This window comes from Microcoleus sp. Pol12B5 (assembly GCF_036701335.1).
Classification (GTDB): domain Bacteria; phylum Cyanobacteriota; class Cyanobacteriia; order Cyanobacteriales; family Microcoleaceae; genus Microcoleus.
In genome coordinates this window covers 102,443-119,645 of record NZ_JAUBQQ010000003.1, presented here as the reverse complement: position 1 = coordinate 119,645, position 17,203 = coordinate 102,443, and the positions used below count along the sequence as shown (strand labels likewise).

At 46.5% G+C, this 17,203-nt stretch carries 15 protein-coding genes; 7 read left to right on the top strand and 8 right to left on the bottom strand.

The genetic code is table 11. From position 1 onward, the window contains the following. Window positions 1–93: 93 nt before the first annotated feature. Window positions 94–1,422 (bottom strand): adenylosuccinate synthase, encoded by a 1,329-nt coding sequence (locus tag QUA24_RS02870; protein ID WP_333227043.1) that lies wholly within the window; start codon window positions 1,420–1,422, stop codon window positions 94–96. 333 nt (window positions 1,423–1,755) lie between these two features. Here QUA24_RS02870 and QUA24_RS02865 point away from each other — a divergent pair, with 333 nt between their 5' ends. The 5 genes from QUA24_RS02865 (at window position 1,756) to QUA24_RS02845 (ending at window position 9,025) form a co-directional block, all read left to right on the top strand. Continuing rightward, the gene (locus QUA24_RS02865) at window positions 1,756–2,793 is read left to right on the top strand and encodes an adenosine deaminase (protein ID WP_333227041.1); all 1,038 of its coding nucleotides are present in this window, start codon (window positions 1,756–1,758) and stop codon (window positions 2,791–2,793) included. Between the two features lie 248 nt (window positions 2,794–3,041). After that, window positions 3,042–4,346 (top strand): aspartate aminotransferase family protein, encoded by a 1,305-nt coding sequence (locus QUA24_RS02860; RefSeq protein ID WP_333227039.1) that lies wholly within the window; start codon window positions 3,042–3,044, stop codon window positions 4,344–4,346. Window positions 4,347–4,646: 300 nt separating this feature from the next. After that, a complete protein-coding gene (locus tag QUA24_RS02855; RefSeq protein ID WP_333227037.1) occupies window positions 4,647–6,125 on the top strand; it encodes a TldD/PmbA family protein in 1,479 nt (492 codons plus the stop codon). Between the two features lie 125 nt (window positions 6,126–6,250). Continuing rightward, the gene (locus QUA24_RS02850) at window positions 6,251–7,597 is read left to right on the top strand and encodes a TldD/PmbA family protein (protein WP_333227035.1); all 1,347 of its coding nucleotides are present in this window, start codon (window positions 6,251–6,253) and stop codon (window positions 7,595–7,597) included. Between the two features lie 303 nt (window positions 7,598–7,900). After that, window positions 7,901–9,025 (top strand): THUMP domain-containing protein, encoded by a 1,125-nt coding sequence (locus QUA24_RS02845; protein ID WP_333212994.1) that lies wholly within the window; start codon window positions 7,901–7,903, stop codon window positions 9,023–9,025. 206 nt (window positions 9,026–9,231) lie between these two features. On the opposite strand, the gene hpxZ is transcribed toward QUA24_RS02845, so the two are convergent. From hpxZ to QUA24_RS02830, 3 genes are all read right to left on the bottom strand, one after another. Beyond that, window positions 9,232–9,624 carry an oxalurate catabolism protein HpxZ gene (gene hpxZ, locus QUA24_RS02840; protein WP_333227033.1) on the bottom strand — a complete coding sequence of 131 codons (393 nt, stop codon included), beginning with the start codon at window positions 9,622–9,624 and terminating at the stop codon, window positions 9,232–9,234. 91 nt (window positions 9,625–9,715) lie between these two features. Continuing rightward, a complete protein-coding gene (locus QUA24_RS02835; RefSeq protein ID WP_332982885.1) occupies window positions 9,716–10,135 on the bottom strand; it encodes a peptidylprolyl isomerase in 420 nt (139 codons plus the stop codon). Window positions 10,136–10,371: 236 nt separating this feature from the next. Continuing rightward, on the bottom strand, window positions 10,372–11,241 hold the full coding sequence (locus QUA24_RS02830; protein ID WP_333227031.1) for a prohibitin family protein: 870 nt from the start codon (window positions 11,239–11,241) through the stop codon (window positions 10,372–10,374). A gap of 135 nt (window positions 11,242–11,376) precedes the next feature. Here QUA24_RS02830 and QUA24_RS02825 point away from each other — a divergent pair, with 135 nt between their 5' ends. After that, on the top strand, window positions 11,377–12,168 hold the full coding sequence (locus QUA24_RS02825) for an RNA ligase family protein (protein WP_333227029.1): 792 nt from the start codon (window positions 11,377–11,379) through the stop codon (window positions 12,166–12,168). Window positions 12,169–12,183: 15 nt separating this feature from the next. Beyond that, window positions 12,184–13,344, top strand: coding sequence for an AAA family ATPase (locus tag QUA24_RS02820; protein WP_333227027.1), 1,161 nt, complete (start codon window positions 12,184–12,186; stop codon window positions 13,342–13,344). 34 nt (window positions 13,345–13,378) lie between these two features. On the opposite strand, the gene QUA24_RS02815 is transcribed toward QUA24_RS02820, so the two are convergent. The 4 genes from QUA24_RS02815 to QUA24_RS02800 all read right to left on the bottom strand — a co-directional run bounded on the left by QUA24_RS02815 (window position 13,379) and on the right by QUA24_RS02800 (window position 16,913). After that, the gene (locus tag QUA24_RS02815; RefSeq protein WP_333227025.1) at window positions 13,379–14,059 is read right to left on the bottom strand and encodes an HAD family hydrolase; all 681 of its coding nucleotides are present in this window, start codon (window positions 14,057–14,059) and stop codon (window positions 13,379–13,381) included. A 228-nt stretch (window positions 14,060–14,287) separates the two neighbouring features. Beyond that, window positions 14,288–15,142, bottom strand: coding sequence for a manganese catalase family protein (locus tag QUA24_RS02810; RefSeq protein WP_333227023.1), 855 nt, complete (start codon window positions 15,140–15,142; stop codon window positions 14,288–14,290). 367 nt (window positions 15,143–15,509) lie between these two features. Next, window positions 15,510–15,719 carry an acetyltransferase gene (locus QUA24_RS02805; protein ID WP_333094800.1) on the bottom strand — a complete coding sequence of 70 codons (210 nt, stop codon included), beginning with the start codon at window positions 15,717–15,719 and terminating at the stop codon, window positions 15,510–15,512. 27 nt (window positions 15,720–15,746) lie between these two features. Next, window positions 15,747–16,913, bottom strand: coding sequence for a zinc-dependent alcohol dehydrogenase (locus QUA24_RS02800; RefSeq protein WP_333227021.1), 1,167 nt, complete (start codon window positions 16,911–16,913; stop codon window positions 15,747–15,749). Between the last annotated feature and the right edge of the window lie 290 nt (window positions 16,914–17,203).

Genomic DNA, 17,203 nt, shown 5'->3' with positions numbered 1-17,203 from the left:
TGGGAATTGGAAATTGGGAATTTGGCTATTCTCCGAATCTCGGCCTATCCAACTTTCCCAATCTCCCCCTCACTCTTTCCCAATCTAAAATGGTTAGGCTGGAGTACCGTCTGCTGAAAGCAAAGCGCGTTTCGGGCCGTGAATCGGGTCTTCTACAATGATAGTTTGGTCGCGGCTGGCTCCGAGAGAAACGATCGCGATCGGCACTTCCATCAAATCTGCCAAAAACTTCAGATAATTCAAAGCTTGGGGCGGTAAATCTTCTAAATTACGGCACTCTTCCGTAGACTGTTTCCAACCGGGAAGGGTTTCGTAAATAGGTTGGCACCGAGCAAATATCCGGGAACTTTTCGGGAAATCAACACATTTTTCGCCGTCAATTTCGTAAGCAACGCAAACTTTTATTTCTTCTAATTCATCCAAAACATCTAGTTTGGTAATTGCCAGACAGTCAAGGCCGTTGATGCGGACTGCGTAGCGGCCGATTACTGCGTCGAACCAACCGCAACGGCGTTTCCTGCCCGTTGTCGTGCCGAATTCTGCACCTCTCTCGCCCAAAACTGCTCCTATTCCATCTACCATTTCGGTAGGGAAGGGGCCTTCTCCGACGCGGGTTGTATAAGCTTTTGCTACGCCAATTACGCGATCGATCGCTGTTGGGCCGACTCCGGTTCCCACACAAGCCCCACCAGCGATGGGATTGCTCGAAGTAACGTAAGGATAAGTACCGTGATCTAAGTCTAATAAAGTGCCTTGAGCGCCTTCAAACAGAATATTTTTCCGCTTGTGAATTCCCTCATAAATCTTCAGGGAACTATCTACTACGTGCGGGCGCAAACGTTCCGCATAAACTCGATATTCATCAATTACGTCTTGCGGATTTAAAGGCGGCAAATTGTAGAGTTTTTCGAGAAGGACATTTTTACAATTAATCGTCCATTCCAGTTGTTCTTGCAACCCTTCCAAGTCCATTAAATCTAGCATCCGAATGCCAGTGCGTTCCGACTTGTCGGCGTAAGTAGGGCCAATGCCGCGTCCCGTCGTCCCGATTTTATAATTTCCCCGCTGGGTTTCCGATGCTACATCAATTAATCGATGATAGGGCATCGTGACGTGAGCCGTCTCCGAAATCATCAGGGAGGTTGTCGAAATATTCAGTGCCTCTAGCTGATCTAACTCTGCAATTAAAACTTTCGGGTCGATGACCGTGCCACAGCCGATAATACACTCTTTATCAGGGTAGAGAATCCCGGAGGGAATTAAATGCAGCTTGAAAGTCTGACCGTTTACTACCACGGTGTGACCGGCGTTGACGCCCCCTTGGTAGCGGACAACGATATCTGCGGATTTGCTGAGCAAATCGGTAATTTTGCCTTTTCCTTCATCGCCCCACTGGGCGCCGATCACAACTACGTTAGCCAAGGGTTTCTCGCGTTCAGTTCAGGTTGACACAATCTCCGATTATGTATGAATGCGTCCTAAATGTCAATCAATTTTAGATTTTAGATTTTGGATTTTAGATTTTAGATACGGGCATGGGGCGTGGGGCATGGGGCGTGGGGCATGGGGAATCTCCCAAAAAGCCTTTTTTGAACAGGCTTTCCGGCCTGTTCCACAAGAATTATCGGAGATGTCTATTGGGCATTAGGCATTGGAACTCACAAATAACCAATGACTAATGACTAATCACTAATGACTGCTGACTACTGACTAATTAATTTTTGTTAACATTGAGAAAATAGAGGCTTTGTTGCCATGACTTTACACGCTGAGTTGCACCGCCATCTGGGTGGTTCTGTTGTTCCTAGGGTGCTGTGGCGGTATTCCGATCGCCACAATGCTGAGATGGTTAATCGATTTCCGAAATACTCGGAGTTTGAGGAGTTTTACACTCGTCCGCGCAATACTCTCAATGAGTATTTGGAACTGCACACGCTGGTAGAAAGCGTTCAAACTGTTGAGACGTTGCCTTATTTCATCTATCGGTTGATGCGGGGCGCTTACGTGTTTGAAAATCTGGCTTATTTGGAGTTGCGCTATACGCCTTATTTGCGGACTCCAGAACATTTGGAGCAGTCAGAACGCATTGATTTGATGGCAGAAATTGTCAAGGTTGTGGGCAAGGCCAGTCAAATTAGCGATTGTCCGATTGTTACTAGCCAAATTTTGTGTATGCACTCGCGTTTGCCTTATGAAGTGAATCGGGCGATCGTAGATTTGGCGGCGCAAATGGGAGAATATGTTTGTGCGATCGATATAGCTGGCGGCGATGATTGTATTGGCGAGCGTTTGGAGGAGTTTGTCGGATTGTACCAGTACGCGAGGTCGATCGGCATCAAAACTACCGGCCACCTCTACGAAACTACCTCTGGCTGTTATCCCGAACTTCTGCCTTATCTGATGCGTATCGGCCACGGGATTCAAATTCCCTTAAAATATCCCGAACTGCTGCCAGAAGTCGCGCGCAGGAGTCAATGCTTGGAAGTTTGCCCGACTACCTATCTCAAAACGGGGACGTTGCAGGATATGCGCGAATTGAAGGTTGTGTTCGATCGATGTTTTGAAGCTGGTGTCGATATTGCCATTTGTACTGACAACGCGGGATTGCACAACGTGCGACTGCCTTTCGAGTACGAGAATTTATTAACTTTGGATATCATTGATTTTCGGCAATTGCAAGCCTGTCAAAATGCTGCTTTCCGCCATGCTTTCGCGTGGCCTTACGGGGAGCAACCGGCCCAAATGCTGAATGGTTTGTTGCACCATGAGTCTGTGGAGGCGATCGTTAATTAAAGAATATCTATTTAATGAACCGCCAAGGCGCGAAGGAAGAGAAAGAGGAAGATAGGCAGATGTTTTCAGGTAAAGATTATACTTGGAAATGAGAAAAAGCTCTTTCTTCTCTTCCTTCGCGCTCTTTGCGTCTTCGCGGTTCGTTTAAAAAAGATATTTGTAAAGTTATAATAAGCGTCTGGCGAGCGATACTCAGCCACAAGCTATAGTTTGGATGCAGAAGTATCAATATAAAAGGATAAAAAAACATGACAAATATGGACGCTTACTGGATGCCCTTCACTGCCAATCGACAGTTTAAAGCGAATCCGCGAATATTGGTTTCTGCCAAAGATATGCACTTTACAAGCGATGATAACCGCTCAATTTTAGATGGTACTGCGGGGCTTTGGTGCGTGAATGCAGGGCACGCCCGCGAGACAATTGCCGAAGCAGTTAAACAGCAGGTTTTGCGTTTGGATTACTCTCCGGCTTTTCAGATGGGACATCCGGGTGCTTTTGAATTGGCGGAACGTTTGGTAAAGATGATTCCGGGCAATTTCGATCGCGTTTTCTTTACTAATTCCGGTTCGGAATCTGTAGAAACTGCTTTGAAAATTGCGATTGCTTATCACCGGGTAAAAGGTGAAGGAACTCGCCAAAGATTGATAGGGAGGGAACGCGGCTATCACGGCGTTGGTTTTGGGGGAATTTCTGTCGGCGGTATCGGTACAAACCGCAAGTTTTTTGGCAGTTTGCTAACGGGGGTAGATCATTTGCCTCACACTCACAATCTCGAACACAATGCTTTCAGCCGCCAACAACCGGAATGGGGATCGCATTTGGCGGATGAATTGGAGCGGATTGTCGCTTTGCACGATGCGTCTAATATTGCAGCGGTAATTGTGGAACCGGTGGCTGGTTCTACAGGTGTTTTGATTCCCCCGAAAGGTTATTTGGAGCGACTGCGGGCGATTTGCGACAAATACGGAATTCTGCTGATTTTTGATGAGGTAATTACCGGATTCGGGCGCGTAGGCTCTAGTTTTGCAACGGAATATTTTGGGGTGGTACCCGATATTGTGACGGCGGCGAAAGGGATAACTAACGGTACGGTGCCGATGGGGGCGGTGTTTGTGAAAGAAGGCATTTATGATGCTTTTATGAATGCTCCTGAAAATGCGATCGAGCTTTTTCACGGTTATACTTATTCTGGTCATCCTCTGGCTTGTGCGGCTGCTTTGGCGACGCTGGATATTTATGAGGAAGAAAAGCTGTTTGAACGAGCCGATAAGATGGCTGGTTACTGGGAAAATGCAGTGCATTCTTTGAAGGGAGTGCGGCACGTAATTGATGTCCGCAATCTGGGACTGGTGGCGGGTATTGAGTTGGAATCTATTGCTGGGAAGCCGGGAAAACGGGCGTTTGATTGTTTTATTCAGTGCTATGAAAAAGGGTTGCTAATTCGGACTACTGGTGATATTATTGCTTTGTCGCCACCGTTAATAATTGAGAAAGAACATATCGATCGCCTTGTAGAAATTTTGACAAGGGTTTTGCAGGAAATGGAGTAGAATTTAACGAGTCGCGAAGACGCCAAGGATGCGAAGGAAGAGAAAGAAGAAGATGTTTTTAGGTAAAAATTCCACTTAGAAATGACATCAAATTCATTGGCGCCAGAATTATTTATCTCTCTCTTTTCTCCCTCTGCGGTCTCTGCGTTCTCTGCGGTTTAATCATTCCGAAACAACCGTAAACAATATGAGAAAGACCTCTCTCTTTCCTTCCTTCGCGTCCTTGGCGTCTTCGCGGTTCGTTCAAAAAATTAAAAAGCGCTATAATAATTGACAAATAACGACGAATGACGAATAACTATGGTGCAATTAACTGCAAAAATCTCTGGTAACGAGTTAGCAAATTTGGCTGTAGATTTGATTCGGAAAACAGGTTGCGAGTACGGTGATGTGCGTTTTTGCACTTACCGAAGGCAGAATCTTTACGCGCGCGATCGATCTTTAAGTCAACTGTCAGATAATGTAAGTTCGGGTTTTGGCGTGCGAGTACTTCTAGACGGCGCTTGGGGGTTTGCCGCTAGTCACAGCAAAACACCCGCAGAGGTTGCAAGAATAGTCGCTTTGGCTGTAGAAATCGCTAAAGGCAGCCGCTTAACTCAGAAGGAACCGGTGCGGTTAGTACCAGTCAAAAAATATGTCGATACCTATGTAACTCCCATCGCCATTGACCCTTTTTCTGTACCAATTGCGGAGAAAGCTGAACTGCTGCTAACTATCAACGAGCAACTGCTAGCACACGGCGCACAAGGCATCAAAAAAGCTGATTCTTTTTTGCAGTCCAGCCGCGAAGACAAGGTTTTTGCTTCTACAGAAGGCTCGCTAATCGAACAAACAATCTACCGCAGCTATCCGGGTTTTGACTGTACGGCAATTGCGGGCGGAGATGCCCAAAGTCGCAGTTACGAACGCCCGCCGCTGAATATCGGTTACGAACATATTAATCCCGATGATTTGTTGAGTCAAGTCGAAAGAGTTGCGGCCGAAGCTATTGAGAAAGTCCACGCTCCTAAAATCCCTGCTGGTATTTGTAAATCCCTGATTCTTAAGCCGACAAATTTGTATTTGACAATCCACGAATCTGTAGGTCATCCCACTGAATTAGACCGGGTTTACGGCTACGAATCTAATTTTGCTGGCACTAGCTTTGCTACTACTGATAAGTTAAATAAACTGCAATATGCTGCACCTTGGGTGAATTTTAAGTGCGATCGCACTCAACCAGGTGGCCGCGGTACAATGGGTTACGATGATGAGGGCGTAAAATCACAAGAGTGGTACGTTGTCAAGGATGGAATTTTAGTTGATTATCTCACTGACAGAGAGACGGCTTATCGCCTGGGACGCGGTAGCAGCAACGGTTCTGCTTACGCTGACAGTTGGTCGAGCGTGCCGATGGTGAGAATTCCCAATTTGGGGTTGGAGCCGGGCCCGGATGGCGGCAGCCATACTGCTACTTTGGCAGAGATGATTGCTGATACGGAAGACGGGATTTTAATTGACGGTATGGGTAGTTATTCGATTGACCAGCAGCGACGCAATTTTCAATTCGGCGGCGATGCTTTTTGGAAGGTGGAAAAAGGTAAAGTTGTCGGTATGTTGAAGGATGTAACTTATCAGGCGATGACTACTGATTTCTGGAATCAAATAGATGCGATAGGGCCGGCTTCGGAGCTGGTTCAGTGCGGTACTCATATATGCGGAAAGGGCGAGCCGGTGCAGGTGGCTCAGATGACTCACGCTTGTGTGCCCGTGCGAGTGAGGGATATTCAAATTGGGTAATAGGGCATGGGGCATGGGGCATCGGTTCTTAGTTATTAGTTAATTGCTAACAATGCCCAATTCCCAATGCCCAATTCCCAATGCCCAATTCGCAATGCCCAATTCCCAATGCCTAATTACCAATTATGATTGTAACAACATCTCCCGCACTTTTAAGTGAAGACCAAGCCTTATCTGTAGTAGAAAAAGCAGTCAAATTATCCAAAGCAGAGGAAGTATTTGTCAGTCTCTCTACTGGCGAGGAATCTCTTTCGAGATTCTCGGAAAATCAAATCAGCCAAAATATCAGCAAAACAGTATTTAGCCTGAGCATTACTAGCTATTTCGGTAACAAAAGTGCCTCTGCTGCTGTTACAGAATTTGATGAAGATGCGATCGCCTCCGCAGTCAAGCGATCGGAAGAATTGGCCCGAATTGCGCCGGCAGACCCCGAATGGATGCCGCTGCTGCCGCCTCAAACCTACGATTTGCGATCGCCCGCATTCGACACAGCAACGGCAACTGTATCGCCTCTAGCACGGGCCGAAATGGTGCAGCAAGCGTGCGCGAGATCCTCCCAGGGGGGCGCTCATGGTTCGGGAACTTTGAGCGCTGATGCGTCGCTGTACGCGATCGCCTCGTCAACCGGACTCCGCGCCTGCAACCAGTCTACAAATGCGGATTTCAGCTTTACTGCTCGCGTTGAAGACGGTTCTAGTTGGGCTCAGAGCACTGCTTGGAGTATCAACGAATTGCCGATCGCCCAATTAGCAGAACAAGTGCTCGATCGGGCGATCGCATCCCGCAACCCCCGCGAAGTCACTCCCGGCATTTATCCTGTAATCTTTGACGGTGCTGCTTTTGCGGATTTGCTACCATGGGTAATTTGGAGTTTGGATGCGAGGGCGGCGGATGAGGGGCGATCGTTTATGTCGATCGCTGATGCAGAGGGAAAACCAGCGGGAAACCGCGCCGGGGAACAACTTTTCAGCCCGTTAGTGCAAGTGCAGCGCGATCCGGCTCATCCTTTGTTGCGATCGAATACTTTTTTCGGCGACGGATTGAGCAATAACTATTTGGAAATCATCAAAGATGGCGTCCCTCAAAGTTTGTCTTATTCCCGCTACTGGGCCGCACAAAAAGGCAAAGAGGCGAAAGGTGCTTATTACCCGATCGTAATGACAGGTTCCGACCAAAGTTTAGCAGATTTAATTGCTCAAACCGAGCGAGGAATTTTCGTCAGTCGAGCTTGGTACGTGCGCTACGTTAATCCGAAAACATTGGAAGTAACGGGAATGACTCGCGACGGTACTTTTTGGATTGAGGATGGCAAAATTGCTTACCCGATTAAAAACCTGCGTTTCAATCAAGTTTTACCTGATATGTTGCGCGATGTGGATGCAGTTAGTGCGGTGAAGCGTTACGGCGGTAGTGTCGTGCCCGGAGTGCGCGTGAAAGCTTTTAATTTCACGAGTATTACTGACAGTTTGTGACTTGCAAGGGTGAGGTTCGCGGAAACCCACCCGGAGGAGTAAGAATTATTCATATCTCTCTTCTCTTCATCTGCGTTTATCCGCGTCCATCCATTGTCATCTGCGGTTCAGAAATTCTCTTCTTTTAACCGCAGATGAGGGCAGATAAACACAGATTAACGCAGATTAATTAGATCAATTCCGGTTGCAACGTCCGTGATTGTTGACTGTTGACTCGATTTTACAATTCCGATGGTACCGGATTTGATATAATTTAGGGCGATCGATAAAAACCAATTCCCAATTACCAATTACCAATTATCAATGAATCAATATTTTGCTACAGTTGCGCGCGGTTTAGAAACTATTGCCGCCCAAGAATTAGAACGTTTAGGGGCGCAGGATGTTAAGCCAGATTTTACAGGGGTTTACTTTGCGGGCGATCGGGCTTTATTATACCGCGTCAATCTTTGGTCGAGAACAATTTTTAGAGTGCTAATGCCGATCGCCGAATTCCGGTGTTACAACTCGGATATGCTCTACCGCGAAGTGCAGAAAATCCCTTGGGACGAATACTTATATCCCGACAATACTTTAGCAGTAAACTGCACCGGTGGCAACGAAAACTTGAACCACACTCACTTTACAGCTTTGCAGGTCAAAAATGCGATCGCCGACCAACAGCGCCTGCAATTTAACAAGCGTTCTAATGTTGATGTAGAGCATCCAGATTTGCTAATTAACCTTCACATTCATCAAGATAGAGCTATTTTAAGTTTAGACAGTTCTGGCGGCAGTTTGCACCGCCGGGGATATCGACCGGCGATGGGGCTTGCTCCCCTCAAAGAAACCCTAGCTGCGGCTTTGTTGGAGATGGCAGAATGGACGCCAGATTTGCCGTTTTTAGACCCGATGTGCGGTTCTGGAACTTTGCCTTTGGAAGCGACTTTAAAGGGCTTGAATATTGCACCGGGATTGTTTCGAGAAAAGTTTGGATTTATGAGTTGGCGGGATTTTGATGAACCTTTGTGGGATAAATTGTGGGCCGAAGCGGAAAACAGCGAATTACCGGAACTTAAAGAGGTGATTGCAGGGTGCGATCGCGATTCCGATATGTTAACTCAAGCTCGCACGAACGCGCAGCAAGCTGGTATTTCCGGTAAAATTCAGTTTGCTCAAACCGAGTTATCTCAGTTGGAAGCACCCGCAGACAGAGGTGTTTTGATTTGCAATCCTCCCTACGGAGAAAGGCTGGGAGATGCTAGCGAATTGGGAGATTTGTACAAGATGTTGGGGGATATTTTCAAGAATCGTTTTAAAGGTTGGAATGCCTTTATTTTGACTGGAAATAAGGAGTTGGGTAAAAAGGTGGGACTCAGGACATCGCGGCGAATTCCGGTTTTTAATGGCTCGATTCCGTGTACTTTGCTCAAGTATGAACTGTATTAGGGGATGGGAGTAGGGAAAATAGCGGTAATGAGGAAGCTATTGCAAAAGTGGAGAAGCAATAAAGCAGAAGATAGGTGACAAGGCAGAGAGAGGCACTAATAGTCAAGGAAAAAAAGAAGATCTGCCGAATTAAATGGCTCAACAATAATCAAATTCAAATACCGACTAGGGAAATTATTTCACCTTGATCTGAGGTATGTCACCGCTCATCCCTCCATCGACAACAAAGAAACGTGAGCGGAAATAATCTTCCACCCTTCCGGAAACTTGCGCCACATCTGACTTTGCCGCCCCAGCCGCACCACTCCATCCATTACACGGCGAAATTCCAGCGTCACAGCCGCCGTGTCTGCATCGAAAGTCACGACTTTGAGGTTGAACATTTCTCGATCGACATTTACAGGCGATCGTCCTTTGCGAAAAGCCCTCACCTCATCGCTCCCGTAGAGGTTCTCCGTCACCCCAAACCGCACGACTTCCGGCGCATCCCAGAACAAATTATCAAGAGTTTCAATATCATTCGTACAAAGAGCTTTTTCGTATTTTAAATATAGTTCAGTTAACTCAGTCACCACAGCATAATCATTGATAACCGTCATAAATTTGAGATTTTACAACTCTTAAATTTCACACGTTTTGTTTGCAATAAGGACTAAATTCCTTATTGCAAACGCAACTAATTAGAGAAAATTAATGCTCAATTTTGAGCGAAATAATCTTGTCACCTTGGCGGATAGCATTGACGACAGACATATCCTCAGTTTTGCCAAAAGTTGTGTGAACTCCATCTAGATGAGACTGGGGAGAATGGCAAATAAAGAATTGGCTACCACCCGTATCTTTACCTGCGTGAGCCATCGATAAAGTTCCTGCCAAATGTTTGTTCGAGTTGATTTCACACTTTATTTTGTAGCCGGGCCCGCCCGTTCCATTGCCTTTTGGACAGCCACCTTGAATCATAAAGTTAGGAATGACTCGGTGAAAAGCCAATCCATCGTAAAAACCTTTTTCCGCCAAGTCAACAAAATTCTTCACTGTGTTAGGCGCATCCGCATCGAACAATTCCAAATTGATTGTGCCTTTGTCGGTTTCCATTATAGCGCGGGTCATGATTTTTCCTTGCTTCCTAAAATGAGTGTGTTGCCTGCGTGTTAATTGCGGACTTCGCTTTTATAGCGACAGGTTTCAAACTGTCGTTATATTGTGGCTTTCAGAAGTGTAGCATATTCCCGCAACTCTCATAGGACTTATGTGCGCTTTCGGAGGAAACCCGGTTTATTGCGAGATTTCTGGTTAGCAAAGCCAATATTTTCCCAGACACCGGGTTTGTTACTCTCTGTCATATTTTAATTGTTGGTCACTTGCGGGTGATCGGGTTCTTCCTGAATATCGCTCATATTAAAAATGAAAGGAACCCGACTAGAACCTGATCCCATAACCAGCACTTTTGGCATCTGAGCGCCGCCGCTTCTCCAAGCTTCGATCGCCTCTTTTTGCAGCACTAAATCGCCGCCTTGAGCCTTCAAAGTTTCAGCCAATAGCCTTTGAGCTTCCGCCCTACCTTGAGCGCGGTTAATATCAGCTTGAGCCTGTTGTTCTGCTTCCTGAGCCACATAAACAGCTCTTTGCGCCCGCTGTTCAGCAACCTGTTTCTCCTCAACCGCTTTCGCAAAATCTGCGGAGAATCGAATGTTAACAACGCTCGTATCGAGCACGATTACATCATACTTGGATAGCCTTTCCTTCAGCGCAGTATCAAAGTCTCGCTTCAGTTCACTTCTTTGAGTAATAGATTGTTCGGCGGTTCTCAGTGCAGCCGCTGTTTTAAATGCTTCTTGCGTCTGAGGAGCAATAATTTTTGAAACTATATTCTCCAATGTTCCTTGAGTCCTTCGGACATCAACTATTCTCGCAGGATCGAGGCGAAAGTTGATCGCAAAACTGGCATTTAAATCCTGAAGGTCTTTAGTAGCACTCTGGGCGGGAACTTCAAATTTTTGCACTGTTACATCGTACACATCTACCTTGGAGATAAGCGGGGGTCTGAGGTGAAACCCCTCTAACAATGCTCCATCTCTGGCTTTTCCTAAAACACTGACTACCCCTGCTTCGCCTGGATTGATGATGACAAAAGAGTTTAAACCGATGAGTAGCGCGCCTACTAATAGAACCCCAGCGATTGCTGATGATATGCTCTGGAAATTTTGAGTTTTCAACTTACACGCTCCTTTGTGCTCCTTCCATTATAATGGTTAAATAGATTGGGTCGCCTCTAAAGTCTAAAATCTAAAATTAAAATCAAACATGGATGGGGTCGCCTCTCAAATCTAAAATCTAAAAGGGATTGGCTGATGCTCAAAATTGTTAAATATCCTAGAACTTATCACATCGAAGGTTCGCGTTTCCAACCGGGTGATGAAGACCTCGACAGCGTGCCATTTAGCGCCCTGATCGATCGCCCGACAGTGATTGAAGAAAAGGTAGACGGCGCTAATACAGGCATCAGCTTCGCACCAGATGGACAAATGCTGCTGCAAAGTCGCGGCCACTATCTCACCGGCGGGCCGAGGGAAAAACATTTTAACTTATTCAAACAGTGGGCTTTCAGTCTCAGCGGAGTCCTGGCAGAAGTGCTGGGAAATCGCTACATTCTTTACGGCGAATGGCTTTATGCGAAACACACTGTCTTTTATGATTTTTTGCCGCACTATTTTATGGAATACGATGTGCTCGACTTAGAAAAAAATCAATTTTTGAGTACAGAATCCCGCCGCAATTTGTTAAGCGGACTGCCGTTAGTGTCCGTTCCCGTGCTGTTTTCTGGAGTGCTGAAATCGCCCAAGCAAATGATGCACTTTATGGAAAAATCTAATTTTATTCAACCGGGACATTTGGATCGGTTGCGTTTGTACTGCGGGGAATTGGGATTAGATGAAGAACGGTGTTTGAAAGAGACTGACAAGAGCGATCGCATGGAGGGTCTGTACATAAAAGTAGAAGAAGAGGGCATAGTAAAGGCGCGTTACAAATACGTGCGTGCCAGTTTTTTGACGGCTATTAAAAATGCCGAAGGACATTGGTTAAATCGCCCAATTATACCCAATATTCTGCGTCCCGGCGCAGATTTATTTAATTTTAGTTAACCAGCAGGTGAATTTATGAATGCACTGTTATCGCCCTCGCCGCCTTGGACTTTTCCCTTTTGTCCCGAACCGCCCAATTGGTTCCTGGATTGGGAAGGTATTCAAACGCATTTCGACTGGATTGACAGCCTCAAAGGATGTCAGCAAGACCCGATTTACCACGCCGAAGGAGATGTTTTTATTCACACCAAAATGGTCTGCGAAGCATTAATATCTTCTCCAAATTGGCGGCAGCTTCCCACAAAAGAGCGATCGATACTTTTTGCCGCCGCTTTGCTGCACGATGTCGCCAAACCAATCTTTACAAAAATAGAAGCCGACGGCAGAATTAGTTCAAAAGGTCACGCCCGCCAAGGTGCGAGAATGGTCAGACAAATTTTATCCCAATTCGATCCGCCTGTGCAGTTTGACATTCGCGAAACAGTTGTGGCGATCGTCCAATTCGGCAGTTTACCCATCTGGCTGATCGACAAACCCAACCCGCAGCAGTCGGTAATGAAAGTCAGTCAAGTTGTCCGCTGCGATTTCCTCGCACTTTTAGCCGAAGCAGACGTGCGCGGCCGACTGTGTAGCGACAAACAAGAACTGCTCGATAAAATAGAACTATTTCGGGAGTTTTGTCAAGAAAATAATTGTTTGGATTCTCCCCGACAATTCCCATCACCGCACAGCCGATTTATCTACTTCCGCAAAGAGAATGGAAACCCGGATTACGAAGCATTTGACGACACTAAATGCGAAGCAATTTTGATGTCTGGCTTGCCAGGAAGCGGTAAAGATTATTGGATTCGGAAAAATCTCCCAGATTTGCCAGTAATCTCGCTGGATGCACTGCGAAAAGAGATGAATGTGCCTCCCAACGAAACACCTGGCAATGTGGTGACAGCAGCCAAACAAAGAGCGCGCGAATACATAAATGAGGGGCGTTCTTTTGTGTGGAACGCCACGAATACAACTAAACAAATGCGGCAGCAATTAATTAATTTTTTTGCTGCTTACCAAGCGCGCATTCGGATTGTTTATCTGGAAGTACCTCTAGAAGAAATATTGCAGCGGAATCGATCGCGCACAGCAACTGTACCGGAAGCAGTCATTCGCAAATTAGCTGCGCGCCTGGATATTCCCGATCGCACAGAAGCCCATCAGGTAGAGTGGATTGTGAGCGATCGCGCTTAATAGTGGCAATCCACCCGCTAGCGCCCCTATTACTTCAACGCGCTACCAAATCCTTTTTCCCTAAAATAGAATCGTCATAATGCGCCAACAAATCAGCAGGGTGATCGTAAATTGCCGCAGCATTTGCCAGCGAAGCATCATCGAAACCTCCGCACCGAAAAGCAATTACAGGCACCCCGCACTTGCCCGCAGCTTCGATATCGTAAGGAGTATCAGCTAACATCACAGTCTGACTCGCTTCCATCTGCAATTTGCTCAAAGCAGCTTCCACAATATCCGGTTCCGGTTTAGAAGCTTCCGCATCGCTAGATGTCGTGGCTTGATCCAATAAATCGTCAACTTGTGCAGCTTTCAGCAAACCGGAAAGTTCTTCAGTGGTAGATGAAGTAGCAATAATTAGCCGCAATCCTTCTTGCCGCATTTTTAACAGCAAATCCCGCGAACCGGGGGTTGGAGAAAGATCGGGAGAAAAGCGGTTAATAATCAGTTCTTTGCGCCGCTGTGCAATCTTTTCCCCGTCGCCTGCTTCGTCGGAAAGTCCTGATACCATTTTGGGTATAACTTTGTCGCCTCCCATGCCAATTAGCGGGCGAATTTTATCGAACGGCACCTCGTAGCCGTAAGCAGCAAATGCCTCTACCCAAGCTTGAGCGTGGGCGTCATTGCTGAGCGTCAGAGTACCGTCAATATCGAGAATTACTGCTTGCAATTGCATAACTTATTTGTTGTTAGTTATTAGACTTATTGTCAAAACCTGGTTTGTAGTAAGGACGGAAGTCCTTAACTAATTAATTGGCACATTAGCGAGAAAAGTTATTACTACTAACTTTTAGTGGGTAGTAATAACTTTCGTTTTTGTTAGGTTAGGAGTAAGCACTTTAGTCCTTCATTACTTAATTACTCAATCGGGGACAGAAAACTCCACTACTAACTTTTTGATTGGCTATTTCATGCCGCTACCGTGCAATTTGGGTTCGGGCGGCGGGGGTACTGGTTCTGGCCCTAACGGTTGGGGATTGGCTACATATTCAAATTCGCCTTTACCGTCCATTGATTTGCCTTTCGCCCAGCGTCCCTCGCTACTTTCGGAACCTTCAGAATGATTCCAAAACTGATAAGCAAATTCTGATTTTTCCAACTCCTGCGGGAAGGAACTCGGAACGGGTGTTGTTTCCATTCCCGAACTTTCTAAATCTTCGATCGCCGCCAGCCACAAATTTTGGTGCATCGTGTCGCGGGCGATCATAAAACTCAGGGTGTCTTTCACGCCCGGATCGTCTGACATTTCATACATCCGCACAGCCTGCAATCTTCCTTGCGATTCGGCGTGCAAATTCGAGCGAAAATCTGCTAAAAGATTGCCGCTAGCAACGATATAACGACCGTTCCAGGGATACCCTACGCTGTCGCTAGGAAGTGCGCCCAAGCCCGATACAATTGCGTGCTGCGGATTCATGCTGCTGGCTATCGCATCTCGCGGGCTGTTTCCACCCATCACAGCACCCACCACAGCATCCTTGAAACCTTCTTCTTGCATAGATACAGGAGCTTTATCTAACAAGTGAGCAATCATAGTTGCTAGCATCTCGATATGCCCGATTTCTTCTGTACCGACATCAAGCAACATATCGCGATATTTAGCTGGACCTCGGCAGTTCCAACCTTGAAATAGGTACTGCATCATCACGGTCATTTCGCCAAATGTACCGCCAATTAGTTCTTGTATTTTCTTGGCGTAAACGGCATCTGGCTTTTCGGGTCTTTTGTAATACTGTAGTGGCTTCTTATGGTAAAACATGGGGAATTCCTCCCAGGGTGTTTTGAACAAGTTTCATTATTTGTAACGCTGCCAAAGATCGAGGGGAATCAGCTTTTAGTCATAAAGAAATTAAATCAAGCCCGGTTATCTTTATCACTTTAGTTTAATGCGGTTTGTCGCGGTCGCGAACTAAGACTCTCTTAAATTTGGTCGATCGTACATTCTATTTAAACAAACACAGCGCTGTGTCCTCCGGCTGTCAAAAAACACGTCAAAACCGCCCTCCTGCAGGGGTTTTAACCCCTATCGGAGAGCGGTTTTTCGGGTTGAGCGGACACTTATGTGCTGTGTCCATCCCCTACCTTCCAATCCTCCTTGTTAAGGGGGATTGGAAGAAGCAGTGGAATCAATGAGTTTGATAATTTTCCTCAGTCCAGCAGCGCGGCAGAGCTTCACCGGAAGGAAAGACTAAATTACTTTTTGGAAAAGTTGCTTTCTCTTGCTCTTCTTGACCAGCTTGATTTTTTCCCGGCACTTCTTGTTTTGTAGGGCTGATTAAAGCATCTACATCGAGGATTTCAATCAAGTCGCCTGATTCTTTTTCTTGTAAAAGCATAGTTTTTCCTTGTCAATTGAATGCGAGTTAGGGTTTGAGGACAACTTTGATGCAGTTGTCTTTTTTGTTTTTGAAAATGTCGTAGGCGTGGGGCGCTTCATCCAATTTCATTCGGTGCGTAATTACGAATGACGGGTCAATTTCGCCTTTTTGAACGCGATCGAGCAAAGGCCGCAAATAGCGGTGAACGTGCGTCTGTCCCATTTTCATGGTCAAGCCTTTGTTGAAAGCTGCACCTAATGGCACTTTGTCAACGAAGCCGCCGTAAACGCCGGGAATTGACACTGTGCCACCCTTGCGACACGCGAGGATCACTTGTCGCAGGGCCGTAGGTCGATCGCTCTCTAACCGCACGGCTTGCTTAGCTTTGTCGTACAAAGCGTCGAGACCGGTGCCGTGGGCTTCCATCCCCACCGCGTCGATGCAGGCGTCAGGCCCGCGTCCCCCCGTCATTTCGGTGACGGCTTCCCCGGCGTCCATTTCTTCGTAGTTGATGATTTCAGCTTTCGCCGCGGCCGCCATTTGCAAGCGTTCCGGTACGCGGTCGATCGCAATTACTCGATCGGCCCCCAGCATAAACGCGCTTCTGATTGCAAATTGTCCGACCGGCCCGCATCCCCAAACTGCTACAGTATCCCCCGGCTGAATGTCGCAGTTTTCGGCCGCCATGTAACCAGTAGGAAAGATATCGGTGAGGAACAATACTTGTTCGTCAGAAAGTCCGTCGGGAATTTTTAAAGGGCCGACATCTGCAAACGGAACCCGCGCGTATTCTGCTTGACCTCCTGCATAGCCACCCGTTAAATGCGAGTAGCCAAACAGTCCCGCCGGGGAATGACCGAACATTTTTTCAGCCAGCCCAGCATTGGGGTTGGAGTTGTCGCACAGCGACCACAAATCGCGGTTGCAAAAGAAGCAACTGCCGCAAGAAATAGTAAAAGGAATGACGACGCGATCGCCCTTTTTTAAGTTCTTGACTTGGCTGCCGAGTTCGACTACTTCCCCCATGAATTCGTGCCCCATGATGTCGCCCGATTGCATTGTCGGGATGAAGCCATCGTAGAGGTGTAAATCTGATCCGCAGATAGCTGTAGACGTGATTTTAACTATTGCATCGCGCGGATTGATAATTGTTGGGTCTGGTACATTATCAACGCGCACATCATTGGCTCCGTGCCAGCAAAGAGCTTTCATTATTTCGTTCTCCTCTAGTTAACTACTAGCTAGCAAATTTTTGCTTTTAAATCTTAAACTTACTACGCTGATAAATTACTTACTTGGATAATTTTTACTTTAACCCGATAAAATAAATTTTATCTCTATCGGAGGTATAATTTATAAATCTATCTTCCGGCTGTTTTCAATAATAAAAATGTAAAGCTTATCCTCCAGCTAAAGTGCGCGAGATTTCACATTCTTCTGTTAAGCCCCAACAGTTATAGCAACCGCACCCGACGGTTATAACGTTCTTAATTGCTGAAACC